13 protein-coding genes are annotated in these 17,363 nt (G+C 72.3%); 5 read left to right on the top strand and 8 right to left on the bottom strand.

The features are described from left to right. Positions 1 to 148: 148 nt before the first annotated feature. From ACW14Y_RS13175 to aspS, 3 genes are all read left to right on the top strand, one after another. On the top strand, positions 149 to 1,024 hold the full coding sequence (locus ACW14Y_RS13175) for a helix-turn-helix domain-containing protein (protein ID WP_380304859.1): 876 nt from the start codon (positions 149 to 151) through the stop codon (positions 1,022 to 1,024). Further along, positions 1,021 to 1,248: a DUF397 domain-containing protein gene (locus ACW14Y_RS13180; RefSeq protein ID WP_380304857.1), complete on the top strand. Its 228-nt coding sequence runs from the start codon at positions 1,021 to 1,023 to the stop codon at positions 1,246 to 1,248. Before ACW14Y_RS13175 ends, ACW14Y_RS13180 begins: the two co-directional genes overlap by 4 nt. 262 nt (positions 1,249 to 1,510) lie before the next feature. Next, positions 1,511 to 2,824: an aspartate--tRNA(Asn) ligase gene (gene aspS, locus ACW14Y_RS13185; protein ID WP_456986818.1), complete on the top strand. Its 1,314-nt coding sequence runs from the start codon at positions 1,511 to 1,513 to the stop codon at positions 2,822 to 2,824. Positions 2,825 to 2,920: 96 nt separating this feature from the next. Here aspS and ACW14Y_RS13190 read toward each other — a convergent pair whose 3' ends face one another. Next, positions 2,921 to 3,505: a dienelactone hydrolase family protein gene (locus tag ACW14Y_RS13190; RefSeq protein WP_380306458.1), complete on the bottom strand. Its 585-nt coding sequence runs from the start codon at positions 3,503 to 3,505 to the stop codon at positions 2,921 to 2,923. Positions 3,506 to 3,698: 193 nt separating this feature from the next. Here ACW14Y_RS13190 and ACW14Y_RS13195 point away from each other — a divergent pair, with 193 nt between their 5' ends. Continuing rightward, positions 3,699 to 5,333 (top strand): alkaline phosphatase D family protein, encoded by a 1,635-nt coding sequence (locus ACW14Y_RS13195; protein ID WP_456988150.1) that lies wholly within the window; start codon positions 3,699 to 3,701, stop codon positions 5,331 to 5,333. Between the two features lie 112 nt (positions 5,334 to 5,445). Here ACW14Y_RS13195 and ACW14Y_RS13200 read toward each other — a convergent pair whose 3' ends face one another. The 5 genes from ACW14Y_RS13200 to ACW14Y_RS13220 all read right to left on the bottom strand — a co-directional run bounded on the left by ACW14Y_RS13200 (position 5,446) and on the right by ACW14Y_RS13220 (position 11,737). Further along, on the bottom strand, positions 5,446 to 6,312 hold the full coding sequence (locus ACW14Y_RS13200) for an ABC transporter permease (RefSeq protein ID WP_380306456.1): 867 nt from the start codon (positions 6,310 to 6,312) through the stop codon (positions 5,446 to 5,448). Next, positions 6,309 to 9,134 carry a CocE/NonD family hydrolase gene (locus tag ACW14Y_RS13205; RefSeq protein ID WP_380306454.1) on the bottom strand — a complete coding sequence of 942 codons (2,826 nt, stop codon included), beginning with the start codon at positions 9,132 to 9,134 and terminating at the stop codon, positions 6,309 to 6,311. The genes ACW14Y_RS13200 and ACW14Y_RS13205 overlap by 4 nt, the downstream gene beginning before the upstream one ends. A 140-nt stretch (positions 9,135 to 9,274) precedes the next feature. After that, the gene (locus ACW14Y_RS13210; protein ID WP_030391438.1) at positions 9,275 to 10,213 is read right to left on the bottom strand and encodes an RluA family pseudouridine synthase; all 939 of its coding nucleotides are present in this window, start codon (positions 10,211 to 10,213) and stop codon (positions 9,275 to 9,277) included. 90 nt (positions 10,214 to 10,303) lie between these two features. Continuing rightward, a complete protein-coding gene (gene lspA, locus ACW14Y_RS13215) occupies positions 10,304 to 11,125 on the bottom strand; it encodes a signal peptidase II (protein WP_456988152.1) in 822 nt (273 codons plus the stop codon). 96 nt (positions 11,126 to 11,221) lie between these two features. Then, positions 11,222 to 11,737 (bottom strand): TraR/DksA family transcriptional regulator, encoded by a 516-nt coding sequence (locus ACW14Y_RS13220; RefSeq protein ID WP_234325820.1) that lies wholly within the window; start codon positions 11,735 to 11,737, stop codon positions 11,222 to 11,224. Positions 11,738 to 12,318: 581 nt separating this feature from the next. Here ACW14Y_RS13220 and ileS point away from each other — a divergent pair. Further along, a complete protein-coding gene (ileS, locus tag ACW14Y_RS13225) occupies positions 12,319 to 15,450 on the top strand; it encodes an isoleucine--tRNA ligase (protein WP_380389061.1) in 3,132 nt (1,043 codons plus the stop codon). 170 nt (positions 15,451 to 15,620) lie between these two features. Here the strand turns inward: ileS and ACW14Y_RS13230 are convergent, their stop codons facing one another. Together ACW14Y_RS13230 and ACW14Y_RS13235 are read right to left on the bottom strand one after the other, a co-directional pair. After that, a complete protein-coding gene (locus tag ACW14Y_RS13230) occupies positions 15,621 to 16,967 on the bottom strand; it encodes a DivIVA domain-containing protein (RefSeq protein ID WP_456986819.1) in 1,347 nt (448 codons plus the stop codon). 59 nt (positions 16,968 to 17,026) lie between these two features. Continuing rightward, positions 17,027 to 17,308, bottom strand: a complete 282-nt coding sequence (locus tag ACW14Y_RS13235) for a YggT family protein (RefSeq protein ID WP_030301231.1) — start codon at positions 17,306 to 17,308, stop codon at positions 17,027 to 17,029. Positions 17,309 to 17,363: the final 55 nt, after the last annotated feature.

The following is a 17,363-nucleotide window of genomic DNA, read 5'->3' on the forward strand; positions in this document are numbered from 1 at the left end:
CTCACGCACCGAACACGAGCCGCGACGATGCCCTCACGTATCGCTACCTCCGGCAGCATGCCCCGACGCTCTCAAGGTGGGCAATATGCCCAGTAGATTTTCCCCCATTCGAGTTGCTCAAGGGTCTCCAGGTGGCACACTGCTGCTCATGGCATGGAAGAGGAACCCGGCACCACCATCGGTGTACCGACGTCAGCTCTCCGCTCGCTTCAAGGAGTTGAGAGCGCAGGCCGGCCTGACGCTGACCGAGGTGTCCGCCGTGGTGGAGGTCAGCCAGGGCTCGCTGAGCCGCATCGAGAACGGCGACCGTGGGACAACCCCGGTCCTTGCGAAGGCTCTTCTGGACTGCTACGGCATAACCGACCCGGCAGCCCGCGAGGACATCCTCGACCTGGTCCGCGCCGACGCGGCGCAGCGGCAACCGTGGTGGAGGAAGTACTCCGCCGTCATCAACACGACCAAGTACGGCGGCTACCTGGCCCTGGAGTCCAGTGCGAACGCCCTCCGGACATACGAAACCGAACTCGTTCCCGGTCTCCTGCAGACCGAGGAGTACGCCCGGCAGGTCATCGCCAACATGCGCTTCGACCTCAATCCGCAGCAGATCGAAGCCCTCGTCGAGGTGCGGATGGGCCGCCGCAACCTACTTGAGGGCGAGAACGCCATCAAGCTGTGGGCCGTGATCGACGAAGCGGCGCTTCATCGGATTCCGGAACCCGCCGTACTCTGCGGCCAACTCGAGCACCTGCTCGCCATGGCAGAGCGGACGAACATCACCGTGCAGTTCCTGCCCTTCAGCGCGGGACTTCACCCGGGCCTCGACGGCCCGTTCGTCCTGATGGGCTTTCCCGACCCCAATCCGGAGGTCGTGTGGATGGAGAATGGCCCCAACTCGGTGTACTTCGAGGGTGCGGACGAGGTCGATCACTACACCGAGGTCTTCGACCACCTGCGAGCGCGCGCTCTCGGCCCGCCCGAGACCCACGCCCATCTGACCGGCTTGCTCAAGGAGAAGCGCACGTGATCAACAAGCCCGACCCCGCCGAGATCGACTTCTCCGATGTCACCTGGGAGAAGTCCCCGTTCAGTGGCGGCAGCGACAACTGCGTCGAGTTCGGCGTGATCGGCCAGTTCATCGCCATCCGCGATTCCAAGACCCCGACGCAGGCCCCGCTCGTCTACACCCGCGCCGAAATCGGCGCCCTCCTCGACGGCGCGAAGTCCGGCGCCTTCGACCACCTGCGCTGAACCCACTCCCACGGCCGCCTTCGTCGCACACGACGAAGGCGGCCGAAGTCTTCCCGCATGTCCCGCCCCTGCCGAAGGAACCGTCTCCACGGGCTGCCAGTTCCCGCAACCTGCCGGGTCCGGCGTCGCTGGATCGCGACGGGCTTTAATCCGGAGGCACCCGCGCGACCCCTCCGGTTAGGGTGACGCCAGTCCCCGGGCGGCCGTCTACCGCCCGACCCAGTGGCGCGACCAACGCGCCCGCAATCAGGGAGTTGCCACCATGACGCGTACCCGCACCCTCGTCGCAGACCTTGCCGGCCATCTCGACGGGACGGTCACCGTCCACGGCTGGATCAACACCCTCCGCCTCCAGCGACGCATGCAGTTCGTGCTGGTCCGCGACCACACCGGCCTCGTCCAGGTCACCCATGCCCGGGGCGGCGAGGGCGACGGGATCGAGGCGGCCTTCGAGGGTGTCACCACCGAGTCCGCCGTGAAGATCACCGGCAAGGTCGTCGGCAACCCCCACGTCAAGCTCGGCGGCCTGGAGATCGTCCCCGAGCGCGTCGAGGTCGTGTCGCGCGCCGAGCCGAAGCTGCCCATCGACGAGAAGACCGGCCTGGACCAGCGTCTCGACTGGCGCTTCCTCGACGTCCGCAGGCCCTCGCAGCAGCTGGTGTTCGCCGTCCAGACCACCGTCGAGCAGGCCATGCGCGAGGTCACCGCCGAGGAGGGCTTCACCGAGCTCCACACCCCGAAGCTCATGGGCACCGCCTCCGAGTCCGGGGCCGAGGTCTTCGAGGTCGGCTACTTCGACCGCACCGCCTACCTCGCCCAGTCCCCGCAGTTCTACAAGCAGATGGCCATCGCGGGCGGCATCGACAAGGTCTTCGAGATCGGCCCGGTCTTCCGCGCCGAGCCGTCCTTCACCTCCCGCCACGCCACCGAGTTCACGGGTGTCGACGCCGAACTCGCCTGGATCGACGGCGTGGAGGACGTCATGGCCTTCGAGGAACGGCTCCTGCGGCGCGTCCTCCAACGGGTCGCGGAGCGCCACGGCGACGCCGTCGCCGAGCACTTCGGCGCCCGGGTCACCGTCCCCGAGGCACCGTTCCCCCGCGTCACGATGGCCGACGCCCTCGCCAGGCTCCGGGCCACCGGCTGGGACCCCGAGGGGGTCAAGGAGGACCTCGACCCCGAGGGCGAGCGCAGGCTCTCCGCCCTCGTCGCCGAGGAGTCCGGGCACGAGTTCGTGTTCGTCACCCGCTTCCCCGCCTCCGTCCGCCCCTTCTACCACCTGCGGCCCGAGGACGACCCCACCGTCACCGAGTCCTTCGACCTGCTGTGGAAGGGTGTCGAGATCACCACCGGCGCCCAGCGCGAGCACCGCCACGAGCGCCTGGTCGCCCAGGCCCGCGAGAAGGGCATGGACACCGGGCCTCTCACCGGCTACCTCGACTGCTTCCGCTTCGGCACCCCGCCCCACGGCGGATTCGGACTGGGTCTCGGCAGGCTGCTGATGCTCCTGCTCGACGCCCCCAGCCTCCGCGAGGTCACGTTCCTGTTCCGCGGCCCGCACCGTCTGGAGCCGTGAGCCGGGAACAGCCCTGAGCCGGAGGCAGACCGTCGCTGGCCTCTCGCGCAGGAAGTCGGCGTGGACGACTTCCTGCGCGAGAGGCCAGCGACGGACCTACGCCGCGTCCAGCTCCGCCAGGAAGTCCAGCGCGACCGCCCAGGTCTGCTCCGCCGCCTCCGCGTCGTAGTCCGGCAGCTCCGGGTCGGTGAAGAGGTGGCCGGCGCCCCGGTAGCGGTGCACCTCCACGTCCGCCCCGGCCTTGCGCATCCCCAGGTACCAGGCGTTCAGCCAGTCCTCCGACTCGAACGGGTCCGGCTCGGCGACGTGCAGCTGGACCGGGATCGCGGTGGCCGCGTCCTCGCGGATGTCCGAGGTGCCGTGCAGGAGCAGCAGGCCGACGGCCTTCTCGTCGGCCAGCGCGAGGTTCTGGGCGAGCGAGCCGCCGAGCGAGAAGCCGGCGTAGACGAGCGGTGTCCCGGTACCCAGCAGCGGGGCGGCGGCCCCGACGGCCCGGCGCAGCAGTTCGTCGCTGCCGATCTCCTCCTTGTGGGCCATGGCCTCCTCGACGTCGTCGAAGGTCCGCCCGTCGAAGAAGTCGGGGGTGTGCACGGTGTGCCCGGCGGCGCGCAGCCGGTCGGCGGCAGCCTGGACGGCGGGGCGCAGGCCGTACACGGAGTGGAGGAGCAGGACGTGTGCCACGGGCGGGACTTCCTTGCGACGGGGGCCGGAACAGCCTCCCATCATCGCGCATGTCCGCCGGGTGACCGCGCCCACCCGGCGGGGTGGCGGGACGTCACGTCGCGGTGAAGCGACAACGAACAGTCAGTTCAGCATATGGAACACCGCGTTACCCGCCGGTAGCCTGTCCGCCGTGACTGACCTTGTCAATGACATGACCGCCGCCCGCCCCCTCCGACGCCAGGTGCTCAAGGCCACCGCCGCCGTCGCGGGCGCCGCCACCCTGCCGCTCGCCCTCGGCGCGACCGCCCAGGCCGCCACCGCCCCGCAGTTCCTCCACGGCGTCGCCTCGGGCGACCCGCTGCCCGACGGCATCCTGCTCTGGACCCGGGTCACCCCGTCCCCCGAGGCCGTGCCCGGCTCCGGCCTCGGGGCCGGCACCGAGGTCCGCTGGGAGATAGCCGCCGACAAGGGCTTCACCCGGATCGCCACGAGCGGCACCGTGACCAGCGACGCCGCCACCGACCACACCGTCAAGGTGGACGTCCGCGGCCTCACCCCGGACACCGCCTACTGGTACCGCTTCACCGCCGGCGCGACGGTGTCCCCCGTCGGCCGCACGCGCACCACCCCGACCGCCGACGCCGCCCTCGACCGGCTCCGCTTCGGCGTGGCCTCCTGCGCCAACTGGGAGGCCGGCTACTTCTCCGCGTACCGCCACCTGGCGGCCCGCGGCGACCTCGACGCCTTCCTCTTCCTCGGCGACTACATCTACGAGTACAAGAGCGGCGAGTTCTGCGCCCGGGGCTCCGTGGTCCGCCCGCACGCCCCCACCCACGAGATCCTCAGCCTCTCCGACTACCGCACCCGGCACGGCCGCTACAAGACGGACGAGGACCTCCAGGCGCTGCACGCGCAGGTCCCGACCATCGCGATCTGGGACGACCACGAGTTCGCCAACGACGCCTGGTCCGGCGGCGCCGAGAACCACACCCCGGGCACCGAGGGCGACTGGACGGCCCGGATGGCCGCCGCCAAGCAGGCCTACTTCGAGTGGATGCCGGTCCGCCCGTCCATCGCCGGCACCACCTACCGCCGCCTGCGCTACGGCAAGCTCGCCGACCTGCACCTGATGGACCAGCGCTCGTTCCGCTCCCAGCAGGTCAAGGTCGGCAACGGCGACGTCGACTCGGCCGACCGCACCCTCACCGGCCGCGCCCAGATGGACTGGCTGAAGTCCGGCCTCGCCGCCTCCGACACCGCCTGGCGCCTGATCGGCAACGAGGTGATGATCTCCCCGGTCGCCCTCTTCTCGCTTCCGGACTACCTGCTGCGCCCGCTGGCCAAGCTGCTCGGCCTGCCCGGCGAGGGCCTGGCGATCAACACCGACCAGTGGGACGGCTACACCCACGACCGGCGCGAGCTGCTCGGCCACCTGAAGTCGAACGGGATCACCAACACCGTCTTCCTGACCGGCGACATCCACTCCGCCTGGGCCTCGGACGTCCCCGAGGAGGCCGCCACCTACCCGCTGTCGGGCAGCGTCGCCACCGAGTTCGTGGTCACCTCGGTCACCTCGGACAACATCGACGACTTCCTCAAGGTCGCGCCGCAGACCCTCTCGCTGGTCGCCGCCGCCGCGATCAAGGGCGCCAACCGCCACGTCCAGTGGGTCGACCTCGACTCGCACGGCTACGGCGTCCTGGAGGTCACCCCGGCCCAGACCCAGATGGACTACTACGTGCTCTCGGACCGGACCCGCAAGGACGCCACCACCAAGTGGTCGCGCTCCTACCGCACCCGGTCCGGCACCCAGCAGGTCGAGCGGGTCTACTCCCCCGTCAAGTAGTCCCGGAGCGGTCCCGCGAACGACGGACCCCGCCCGCCGTCCCCCGGCGGGCGGGGTCCGCCTCTCCCACGCCTCCCGAACCGCGCCGCCGAACCGCGCTACCGAAACCGCGCTACGACACCACGTCCTTGCGCGCGAAGCCCCGGAACGCGAGCGCCAGCAGCACCACCGCGTAGGAAAGCGACAGCGAGACCCCCTGCACCATCCCGCCCCACTCCATCCGAGGCTGCAGCGCGTCCGCCCACGCCCACTGCCAGTGCGCCGGCAGCCAGGCCCGCAGGTCGCCGAGGGCGGTGATGGCGTCCAGCACCCCGGCGACGATCGAGGCGAACACCGCCCCGCCGACCGCCCCCAGCGGCGCGTCCGTGGCGGTCGAGAGCCAGAACGCCAGCGCCGCGATCACCACCTCGCTGAGGAACACGAACGCCACCGCGACCGCCAGCCGCGGCAGCGCCTCGCCCGCGCTCAGGCTCGCCCCGGCCGGCAGCCGCAGGTCGCCCCAGCCGTACGCGGCCGTGCCGACCGCCAGCCCGACCAGCGGCAGCAGCACCACGGCCGCCGCCGAGAACAGCAGCCCGACCAGGAACTTGCGCATCAGCAGCCGCGCCCTCGGCACCGGCGCGGCCAGCAGGTACCGCAGCGAGGACCAGCTGGCCTCCGAGGCCACCGTGTCGCCGCAGAACAGCGCGACCGGGATCACCAGCATGAAGCCGGTGCCCATGAAGAGCATGGTGGTCGCGAAGTTCGGCCCGGACGAGGTCGCGAGCTCGATGAACGTGGTCCGGTCGGCCCGCCCGGGCGTCCCGGCCACCGCGAACGCCGCCAGCACCACCAGCGGCATCGCGGCCAGCACCCCGCCGATCACCATCGTGCGGCGCCGCCGCAGCTGGCGGACCACCTCGACCCGGAACGGCAGCGTCCGTCCGGGCCGGTAGCCGGCCGCGTGATCGGCCGACACCTCAGCAACCGCGGCACTCACGCCGTACCTCCGATCAGCGACAGGAACGCGTCCTCCAGCCGGCGCTGCGGCCCGGCCGACTCCACCGGCACCCCGAGCCGCACCAGCTCGGCCAGCAGCCGGCTCGCCGGCATGCCGTCCAGCCCGACCAGCAGCCCGCCCTCCACGGCCTCCGCCGTGTCGACCCCGTCCAGCGCGGCGACCTTGTCGGCCGCGGCCGCCAGCTCCGCCGCGCCGTACGACGCCGCGGTGCCGATCAGCAGCTGGGTGCCCGCGCCGACGATCTCCGCGACCGCGCCCGTGGTGACCAGCCGGCCCCGGTCCATCACCACCAGGTCGGTGCAGCTCTGCTCGACCTCGGCCAGCAGGTGGCTGGAGACGATGACGGTCCGCCCGGCCGCCGCGTACCGGATCATCACCTCGCGCATCTCACGGATCTGCGGCGGGTCGAGCCCGTTGGTCGGCTCGTCGAGGATCAGCAGGTCCGGCAGCCCCAGCATGGCCTGGGCGATCGCCAGCCGCTGCCGCATGCCCTGCGAGTAGGTGCGAACCGCCCGGTCCAGCGCCTCGCCGAGCCCGGCGATCGCCAGCGCCTCGTCCAGGTGGGCGTCCGCCTCCGGACGGCCGGTGGCCTGCCAGTAGAGCCGCAGATTGGCCCGCCCGGTGAGGTGCGGCAGGAAGCCCGCGCCCTCGACGAAGGCCCCGACCCGGGAGAGCACGGGTGCCCCGGGCCGGATCAGGTGGCCGAAGATCCTGATCTCGCCGGCGTCCGGCCGGATCAGCCCCATCAGCATCCGCAGGGTGGTGGTCTTCCCGGCGCCGTTCGGGCCGAGCAGGCCGAGCACCTGGCCCCGTTCCACCCGGAAGCCCAGGTCGCGGACGGCGTACCGGTCGGCGGCGCCCTTGTAGCGCTTGCTCAGACCGGTGATCACCAGCGGCACCCCGGCGAGCTCCGGCTCGTACGCGGGTCCGTGGGCGCGCCGCCCGGCCCTGGCCGCCCGCAGCCGCGGCACCAGCACCAGCCCGGCGGCCAGCGCGAGCGCGACCAGCGGCAGCACCCAGGTCCGGTTCGGCAGCGGCGCGGCCTCGGTGACCAGCCCGTCGACGGTGGGCAGGACGACCGGCCCGGTGACGGCGGCCCGGTAGGTGGCGGGCTCGACCGGCGAGGCGTACGCGAGGTCGGTGGAGGCGAGCACCAGCCGCAGCCGGTGCCCGGCGTCGAAGGTGTGGTCGACGGTGGGCAGCGCCACGGTGACGCTCCGGCCGTCGGGGGTGTCCGCCCCGGTCACCCGCAGCGGGGCGGACAACTGCTGCGGCAGGCTCTGCTTGCCGTCGGGGGCGACGTCGTACAGCTTGGCGAAGAGCACCGCGTCCGGCCGGTCGGCCCGGACCCGGACCGGTACCGTCGGCTGCCCGGTCAGGTGGACCGAGGAGTCCAGCGGCGCCGACTCGAAGGTGGCGAACTGGCCGGGGAAGTCCAGCGCGAGACCGGCGCCCAGCGCGGACGCCTGGCCGAGCAGGCCGCCGAGGCCGGGCACGGCGGAGATGTTGGACGGCGCGCCGCCGGGCGGGTTGGCGAAGGCCTGCTCGGGCGCCCCGTCCGGGGACTTCAGCTCGAACTGCCGCGATCCGGTGCCGCCGAGGCCGGGGTAGCTGTCGGCGGTGGCCCCGCGCAGCACCGCCTGGAAGCCGGTCGAGTCGACCCCGCCGGTCCGGGTCACCCGGAACGCCGCGCCGGTACCGGCCGCGCCGTCGCCCCCGGCGCCCTTCAGATAGCGGTCGAACCAGGCCGTGACCCGGTCGTCCACCCGGTCGCTGGTGTCGGTCGCGCCGTCGTGCCCGCCCGCGAACCAGTCGACCGCCACCGGGGCGCCGTTGGCGGCCACCGCCCTGGCGATCGCGTCGCCCTGGTCGAGCGGGAACAGCGAGTCCTGCTGGCCCTGGACCACCAGCGTGGGCACCTTGAGCCGGTCCGCGACCGAGGAGGGGCTGGACCGGTCGAGCAGGGCCACCGCCTCCGGGTCGGCGTGCCCGGCGGTCGCCACCCGGTCGTACATCCGGCACAGCTCGTCCAGGAACCGCCCGCAGCCGACCTGCCCGCCGCCCTGCTCGGGGGCGAGGGCCGGACGCGCCGCGCCGCCGGACGGGCCGAGCTCGCCCACCGAACCGGTGGTGAAGAAGATCCCGGACCACAGCTTCTTGAACACGCCGTCGACCGCGCCCGAGCCGCGCACGCCCTGCGGGAACAGCGCGTCGGCCAGGTTCCACCAGGTGATCGCACTGGCCACGGCGTCGATCCGGCGGTCGTACGCGGAGCCGAGCAGCGCCACCGCGCCGCCGTAGGAGGCGCCGGTGATGCCCACCCGGGGGTCGCCGGGCCCGTCCAGCTGGACCTCGGGGCGCTGCGCCAGCCAGTCGACCAGGTGCTTGACGTCCTCGACCTCGCGGTCCGGCGCGTTCAGCCCGATCTTCCCGCCGGAGCGCCCGAAGCCGCGCGCCGACCAGGTCAGCACCGCGTACCCCTGCCGGGCGAGCTTCTGGGCGCGCTCCCGCTCGCCCTCCTTGGAGCCGCCGAAGCCGTGCCCGAGCAGGACGGCGGGGCGCGGGCTGCTGCCGGTGGTGAAGAAGGAGGTGTCGAGCTGGACGATCTGCGAGCTGCCGGGGGTCTCGGCCATCGCGAGGAAGCGGTCCTCCTGGCGGACGGCCTGTTCGCCCCCGGCGGCGACGGCCGCGGCCGTCCCGACCGCGACGACGGCCGTCAGGGCCACCGCCCCGGCCACCAGTCTCCGTCCGGCGACCGTCCCACGGCCTCGCCACCGGCGCCACGCCCCACCGAGCTCCATGGGCGTGATCGTAGTCGCCCCCGGAGTAGGCGTCCGATAAGAACAGCGGCCCCGCGGAGCCCGGGAACGCGCGAACCCCCGGGAGCTCTCCCGGGGGTTCGCGCCGAGCCTTCCGCGACAGGCCGCGTACCGGCTCCGGCTCAGCTCTCCGACGCGATGATGTCCAGCGCCTTCCGCAGGTCCGCGGGGTACTCGCTGGAGAACTGCACCCACTCGCCGTCCGACGGGTGCTCGAAGCCGAGCGAGACGGCGTGCAGCCACTGCCGGGTCAGCCCGAGCCGCTTGGCGAGGGTCGGGTCGGCCCCGTAGGTGATGTCGCCGACGCAGGGGTGGCGCAGCGCGGACATGTGCACCCGGATCTGGTGGGTGCGGCCGGTCTCCAGCTTGATGTCCATCAGCGAGGCGGCCCGGTACGCCTCGATGAGGTCGTAGTGGGTGACGGACGGCTTGCCCTCGCGGGTGACCGCCCACTTCCAGTCCGCGCTGGGGTGGCGCCCGATCGGCGCGTCCACCGTGCCGCTGAGCGGGTCCGGGTGGCCCTGGACGAGCGTGTGGTACTTCTTCTCGGTCACCCGGTCGTGGAACTGCCGCTTGAGGTCGGTGTAGGCGCGCTCCGACTTGGCCACGACCATCAGCCCGGAGGTGCCGACGTCGAGCCGGTGCACGACGCCCTGGCGCTCGGCGGCGCCGGAGGTCGAGATCCGGTAGCCGGCCGCGGCCAGCCCGCCGATCACGGTGGGGCCGGTCCAGCCCGGGCTGGGGTGCGCGGCGACGCCGACCGGCTTGTCGACGAGCACGATGTCGTCGTCGTCGTGGACGATGCGCATGCCGTCGACCGGTTCGGCGACGATCTGCACCGGCGCGGCGGGGGCCGGGATCTCGACCTCCAGCCAGGAACCGGCGGTGACCCGGTCCGACTTGCCGGCGACGGCCCCGTCGAGCGTCACCTTGCCCTCGGCGGCCAGCTCGGCGGCCTTGGTCCGGGAGAAGCCGAACATCCGGGCCAGGGCGGCGTCGAGGCGTTCGCCCTCCAGGCCGTCGGGAACGGGGAGGCTTCGGGTCTGCGCTGCGGTACTCACCCGTACGAGTATGCCGGACGCGCGGGGTCCCGCCCGCGCCGTGCCCGACCGGGGGCGGGGGCCGCCCCGCCCCGCTCGCGCCCGTCCGCCCTACTCGCCCTTGTCCGCCTGCTCGCCCTTGTCCGCCTGCTCGCCCTTGTCCGCCTGCTGGTGCACGGTGCCGTCCGGGTTGCTGCCCCGGAAGGAGAGCAGGACGACCAGGATGCCGCCGCAGACGATCGCCGAGTCCGCGAGGTTGAACACCGCGAAGTGCTGGACGGAGATGAAGTCGACCACGTGCCCGCGGAAGACGCCGGGCGAGCGGAACAGCCGGTCGGTCAGGTTGCCGAGCGCGCCGCCCAGCAGCAGGCCGAGCGCGATCGCCCAGGGGAGGCTGTACAGCCGCCGGGCGATCCGCCAGATCACCACGATGACGGCCGAGGCGATCATGGTGAAGACGACGGTCAGCGCCTGCCCCATGCCGAAGGCGGCGCCGGAGTTGCGGATCACCTGGAAGGTCACCACATCGCCGATCACCTTGATCGCCGAGTGGTTCTCCAGCCGCGCCACGACCAGGAGCTTGCTGCCGAAGTCGATCAGGAAGGCCAGCAGCGCGACGACCAGGAGCACGCCGATCCGCCTGCGCCCCTTCGGCTCCTCCGCCCCGGCCGGCTCGACCGGCAGCGACGTCGGGGCCAGCGCCGGCGAGGAGACCGGAGAAGAGACCGGGGAGGACGCGGGGGCCGCGGCCGCCTCGGGGGCCTCCGGCCGGGCCGGGGCCCCGTCGCCGGACCCGGCGACGTCCCCGGCCGGGGCCACGACGTCGGCGGGCGTGGGGACGGAGTCGTCCCGCGTCTGGGGGGAACCTTGCGTACTGATGATCCGCTCCGCTGCCGTGACGTGGGGGGCCGAAGGGCCGGTGGGAAACCCGATCTGCGACGGATCATCCGACGGATCAGGCGACGTTACGGGGTCGAGCCTACGGCAAGCCCGACCCCTCCCGTCGTCCCGGTCGGCCGCCCGGAGCGGTCAGCGGCGTTCCTGCTTGGCCTTGCACTGGACGCAGAGCGTCGCCCGCGGGAAGGCCTGCATCCGGGCCTTGCCGATGGCCTGGCCGCAGGACTCGCAGGTGCCGAATCCGACACCCTCCAGCCGGGCCAGCGCGTGCTCGGTCTGGGCGAGGCTGTCGCGGGCGTTGTTGGCCAGCGCCACCTCGCTCTCGCGCGAGATGTTCTTCGTACCGGCGTCCACCTGGTCGTCGCCGGCCCCGTCGTTGGAGTCCCGCATCAGACCGGTGATGGCCGCCTCGGCCGCGTCGATCTCCTGCTGGAGCCGCTCCAGATCGTTGATCAGCTCGGCGTGCAGCTCGCGCACCTCCTCGGAGGTCCACGGGTCCTCGCCGGGACGGACCGGCAGCTCCGCCGGGTCGACCGACTCGGCACCGCCGGTACGGGCGGCGGCCCCGGCCCCGGCCGGGGTACGGGTGCGGCCGGGGGCCACGAGAGTGGTGTCGGTGGTGTTCTTGCGCCGTGCGGTAGTGGTCACGGTCCCCTCCCCTGGATCGCCTGCCACGGCCTTGCGTGCCCGCTTGGTGGCGGTACCCGCGACGGTTGTCTTCTCAGCCATGGCTTCGACCCCATCTACGAACGAATCGAGCCGCCGGTTCCCGGCGGCCTCCAGTGCCGGAACGATAATCCCGATCAAAAATGGTCACAACATGACATACCGACGCCTCACCATGATCCCACCCAGCCAGCCGCCACACGCGACACGCCCATCGCGCCGAACAGAGTTGTGCCCCCCGCCCCGGCGCGCCGAAACCGACTTGCGACGGCCGATACACTGGGGCCTGCAAGGCGCAGATGGGGACGAGTACCGCAGTACGCAGCCACCAGCGACCCGGGGACGGTGCGAGCCCGGGGGTGTGCACCGCGCGAAGATCACCCCGGAGCCGCCGGAAGAACGGTCCGCGATCCCCTTCGTCGGCCCGCTAGAACCGGCAGCAAGCCCAAACAAGAGGGCCGCGGACAGCATCGCGGCCAAGGAGGGTGGTACCGCGGGGCGGCAAGCCGTCTCGTCCCTCCGTCGGATCCCGTCCATGCATCCGCCGGAGGTAGACGCCCGTCATGGCCAGCTCCTACAACCCCGTCCCCGCGCAGGTCGACCTGCCCGCCCTCGAACACCGGATCCTGTCGTTCTGGCAGGACAACAAGGTCTTCCAGCGCAGTCTGGAGCAGTCCGAGGGCCGCCCCGAGTGGGTCTTCTACGAGGGCCCGCCGACCGCCAACGGCATGCCCGGCGCCCACCACATCGAGGCCCGCGTCTTCAAGGACGTCTTCCCCCGGTACCGGACGATGAAGGGCTACCACGTCGCCCGCAAGGCCGGCTGGGACTGTCACGGCCTCCCGGTCGAGCTCGCCGTCGAGAAGGAGCTCGGCTTCTCCGGCAAGCAGGACATCGAGGCGTACGGCATCGCCGAGTTCAACGCCAAGTGCCGCGAGTCGGTGACCCGCCACACCGACGCCTTCGTCGAGCTCACCAACCGGATGGGCTACTGGGTCGACCTCGACCAGGCCTACCGCACCATGGACCCGTCCTACGTGCAGTCCGTCTGGTGGTCGCTCAAGCAGATCTTCGACAAGGGCCTGCTGGTCCAGGACCACCGGGTCGCCCCCTGGTGCCCGCGCTGCGGCACCGGCCTCTCCGACCACGAGCTGGCTCAGGGCTACGAGACCGTCGTCGACCCCTCGGTCTTCGTCCGCTTCCCGCTGACCAGCGGCCCGCTGGCCGACCGGGCCGCGTTGCTGGTCTGGACCACCACCCCGTGGACGCTGGTCTCCAACACCGCCGCCGCCGTGCACCCCGAGGTCACCTACGTGGTGGCCACCGACGGCACCGAGCAGCTGGTGGTCGCCGAGCCGCTGCTGGCCAAGGCCCTCGGCGAGGGCTGGGAGGCGACCGGCGAGTCCTTCACCGGCGCCGAGATGGAGCGCTGGGCCTACCGCCGCCCGTTCGACCTGGTCGAGATCGAGAACGCGCACTACGTCCTCAACGCCGAGTACGTCACCACCGAGGACGGCACCGGCATCGTCCACCAGTCGCCCGCCTTCGGCGCCGACGACCTCGCGACCTGCCGCAAGTACGGCCTGCCGGTGGTCAACCCGGTGCTGACCGACGGCACCTTCGGCCCCGAGGTCCCGCTGGTCGGCGGCCAGTTCTTCAAGAAGGCCGACGAGGCCCTGGTCGCGGACCTCAAGGAGCGCGGCCTGCTCTTCCGCCACCTCCCGTACGAGCACAGCTACCCGCACTGCTGGCGCTGCCACACCGCGCTGCTGTACTACGCGCAGCCGTCCTGGTACATCCGCACCACCGCGGTCAAGGACGCGATGATCCGGGAGAACGAGGCCACCAACTGGTTCCCGGACAACGTCAAGCACGGCCGCTTCGGCGACTGGCTGAACAACAACATCGACTGGGCGCTCAGCCGCAACCGCTACTGGGGCACCCCGCTGCCGATCTGGCGCTGCGAGGAGAACCACCTCACCTGCGTCGGCTCGCTGGCCGAGCTGTCCGAGCTCACCGGCACCGACCAGTCCGGCCTCGACCCGCACCGCCCGTTCATCGACGAGGTCACCTTCGACTGCCGCGAGTGCGGCGGCACCTCGACCCGCGTGCCCGAGGTCATCGACGCCTGGTACGACTCGGGCTCGATGCCCTTCGCCCAGTACGGCTACCCGTACCAGAACAAGGAGCTGTTCGAGAAGCGCTACCCGGCGCAGTTCATCTCCGAGGCGATCGACCAGACCCGCGGCTGGTTCTACACCCTGATGGCCGTCGGCACCCTGGTCTTCGACAAGAGCTCGTACGAGAACGTCGTCTGCCTGGGCCACATCCTGGCCGAGGACGGCCGCAAGATGTCCAAGCACCTGGGCAACATCCTGCAGCCGATCCCGCTCATGGACCAGCACGGCGCCGACGCCGTCCGCTGGTTCATGGCCGCCGGCGGCTCCCCCTGGTCGGCCCGCCGGGTCGGCCACGGCACGATCCAGGAGGTGGTCCGCAAGACCCTCCTCACCTTCTGGAACACCGTCGCCTTCCAGGCCCTGTACGCCCGCACCTCCGGCTGGGCGCCGTCCGCGGCCGACCCGGCCCCGGCCGACCGCCCGCAGCTGGACCGCTGGGTGCTCTCCGAGCTGAACACCCTGGTGCGCGAGGTCGACGCGGCCTTCGAGGCCTACGACACCCAGCGCGCCGGCAAGCTGCTCTCCGCCTTCGTCGACGACCTCTCCAACTGGTACGTCCGCCGCGGCCGCCGCCGCTTCTGGCAGGGCGACGCGGCCGCGCTCGCCACCCTGCACGAGGCGCTGGAGACCGTCACCCGGCTGATGGCCCCGCTCACCCCGTTCATCACCGAGCAGGTCTGGCAGGACCTGGTCGTCCCGGTCGTGCCCGACGCCCCGGCCTCGGTCCACCTGGCCTCCTGGCCGCAGGCGGACGAGTCGCTGATCGACACCGACCTCTCCCGCCACATGGCGCTGGTCCGCCGGCTGGTCGAACTGGGCCGGGCCACCCGCGCCGAGTCGGGCGTGAAGACCCGCCAGCCGCTGTCCCGCGCGCTGGTCGCCGCCCAGGGCTGGGACGAGCTGCCCGGGGACCTGCGCGCGCAGATCGCCGAGGAGCTCAACGTCTCCGCCCTGGAGTCGCTCGCGAACGTCGGCGGCTCGCTGGTCGACACCACCGCCAAGGCGAACTTCCGCGCGCTGGGCAAGCGTTTCGGCAAGGGCGTGCAGGACGTCGCCAAGGCGGTCGCCGCCGCGGACGCCGCCCGGCTCGCCGCCGAGCTGCGCGCCGGGGGCACCACCTCGGTCGAGCTGAACGGCGAGACGGTGGCCCTGTCCCCGGACGAGGTGATCATCACCGAGACCCCGCGCGAGGGCTGGGCCGTCGCCAACGAGTCCGGCGCCACGGTCGCGCTGGACCTCGCGATCACCCCCGAGCTCAAGCGCCTCGGCGTCGCCCGGGACGCGATCCGCCAGATCCAGGAGGCCCGCAAGAACTCCGGCCTGGACGTCGCCGACCGGATCGTGCTGCGCTGGCGGGCGAGCAACGACGAGACCGCCGAGGCCATCGCCGAGCACGGTGCGCTGGTCGCCGAGGAGGTGCTCGCCACCGACTTCGCCGCCGGCGCCGCCGACTGGGAGTCCGACACCTTCGCCGACGAGTCCCTCGGCCTCGCCTTCCAGCTGCGCAAGGCCTGACCCGACCCCGGAGCCGCCGTCGCCCACCGGGCGGCGGCGGCTCCGCCGTTCCCCCTCCCGTCAGGAACGGGCCCCCGCACGCCCGGAAGCGGCGGCCCCGCAGACACGAAAGCGCCCCCTCCCCGACCCCGAAGGGCCGAGAAGGGGGCGCCTGTGCCGACGGCTACCGCTTAGTTGTCGCCGTCCTCGTCGATCAGGAAGCCCCGCATCGGAGCCGGCGCCTGCTGCATCGGCTGCGGCGGCTGCGGACGGACGGCCGCCATCGGCTGGGTCATCCCGGCCGGCTGCATCTGCGGCGCACCCGAGTTGCCCGCGGCCGACGGCCCGCCGAAGCTCGGCGCACCGTTCCCGCCGAAGGCGCTCTGCCCGCCGAAGGACGGCTGGCCGCCGAACGACTGCTGGCTGCCGCCGAAGCTCGGCGACGGGCTGCTCATCGCGCTCGCACCGGCCGGAGCCATCGACGACGCGGCCGGCGGCAGCGAAGCGGTGGCCGGGATCCGCGGCGGCGCGAGCGAGTCGTCCGCCTGCGACTCCAGCTGACGCAGCTGGGTCTCCAGGTAGGACTTCAGACGCGTCCGGTACTCACGCTCGAACGCCCGCAGGTCCTCGACCTTGCGCTCCAGCGTGGCGCGGGCGGACTCCAGCGAGCCCATCGCGACGCGGTGCTTCTCCTGCGCGTCCCGCTCCAGCGCGTCGGCCTTGGCGCGGGCGTCCCGCTCCAGGCCCTCGGCGCGGCTGCGCGCCTCGCCGACGATCTTGTTGGCCTCGGAACGGGCCTCCGAGATCGCCTGGTCCGCGGTCTGCTGGGCGAGCGCCAGCACCCGGGCGGCGCTGTCGCCACCGGGGTTCTGCTGCTGCTGCTGCATCGGGGCGCCCATCGGGCCGCCCATCTGCTGCGGGCCGCCCATGGGGCCGCCCATCTGCTGCATCTGCTGCTGGCCCATGCCCTGGCCCATCGGGTTGCCCATGCCCTGCGGGCCACCGGGGCCGCCCATCGGCTGGAGCATCTGACCGCCCATCGGCTGGACCAGCTGCTGCTGGCCGCCCATGGTCTGGCCCATCTGCTGCTGCTGGCCGGGGCCGCCCATCGGGCCGCCCTGGCCGACGGGGAGCTGCGGGGCGCCGGACGGCAGGCCGAGCGGCTGGTTGCCCATCTGCTGCTGCTGCGGGCCGGGACCCATCTGCTGCTGCTGCGGACCGCCCGGGCCCATCTGCTGCTGCTGCGGACCGGGGCCACCCTGCTGGCCGGGAACCGGCGGGCCGGATATGGCGGCCGGCACCGGGGCGCCGGGGCGCGCGTCCTGCGGCGGCTCCTTGCGCATGTTGGCCTGGTTCTGCGCGGCGGCACGGGTCGCGGCGGCCAGCTTGGCGCGCAGGTCCTCGTTCTCGCGGAGGAGACGGGTCAGCTCCGCCTCGACCTCGTCGAGGAAGGCATCGACCTCGTCCTCGTCATAGCCTTCGCGCAGGCGGACGGTCGTGAACTGCTTGTTCCGAACGTCCTCGGGGGTCAATGGCATCTCTTCACCTCAACGTGATCGTCGGCACACCGGCATCCTGTCGCATCGCTCACCTACGACTAGGGCCGCACAAGCGAGATCAGGACATACACAATGATCATCAGTACGAAGAAGGACAGGTCGAGCGCCACGCCCCCGAGACGCAACGGCGGAATGAACCGCCGCAGAAGCTTGAGCGGCGGATCCGTGACAGTGTACGTGGCCTCCAGGACCAGGACCATGGCCTTGCCGGGCCGCCACGAACGCGCGAACTGGAAGACCCAGTCCATCACCAGCCGCACGAGCAGGAACACCAGGAAGACGGTCAGTGCGTAATAGAGCACCGCCCACACGATCTCCATCGCGCTTCCCTCTCCCCGGTTGTCGGCCCTTGGGCCGCTCTCGCCTGTCGCTAAC

The sequence above is a fragment of the Kitasatospora sp. cg17-2 genome (assembly GCF_054031055.1).

What these genes read in the sequence shown, in the direction of transcription:
- ACW14Y_RS13175 (WP_380304859.1), top strand. Translation starts at nt 149, where the DNA reads ATGGCATGGAAGAGGAACCCGGCACCACCATCGGTGTACCGACGTCAG.
- aspS (WP_456986818.1), top strand. Translation starts at nt 1,511, where the DNA reads ATGACGCGTACCCGCACCCTCGTCGCAGACCTTGCCGGCCATCTCGAC.
- ACW14Y_RS13195 (WP_456988150.1), top strand. Translation starts at nt 3,699, where the DNA reads ATGACCGCCGCCCGCCCCCTCCGACGCCAGGTGCTCAAGGCCACCGCC.
- ACW14Y_RS13205 (WP_380306454.1), bottom strand. Translation starts at nt 9,134, where the DNA reads ATGGAGCTCGGTGGGGCGTGGCGCCGGTGGCGAGGCCGTGGGACGGTC.
- ileS (WP_380389061.1), top strand. Translation starts at nt 12,319, where the DNA reads ATGGCCAGCTCCTACAACCCCGTCCCCGCGCAGGTCGACCTGCCCGCC.
- ACW14Y_RS13230 (WP_456986819.1), bottom strand. Translation starts at nt 16,967, where the DNA reads ATGCCATTGACCCCCGAGGACGTTCGGAACAAGCAGTTCACGACCGTC.
- ACW14Y_RS13235 (WP_030301231.1), bottom strand. Translation starts at nt 17,308, where the DNA reads ATGGAGATCGTGTGGGCGGTGCTCTATTACGCACTGACCGTCTTCCTG.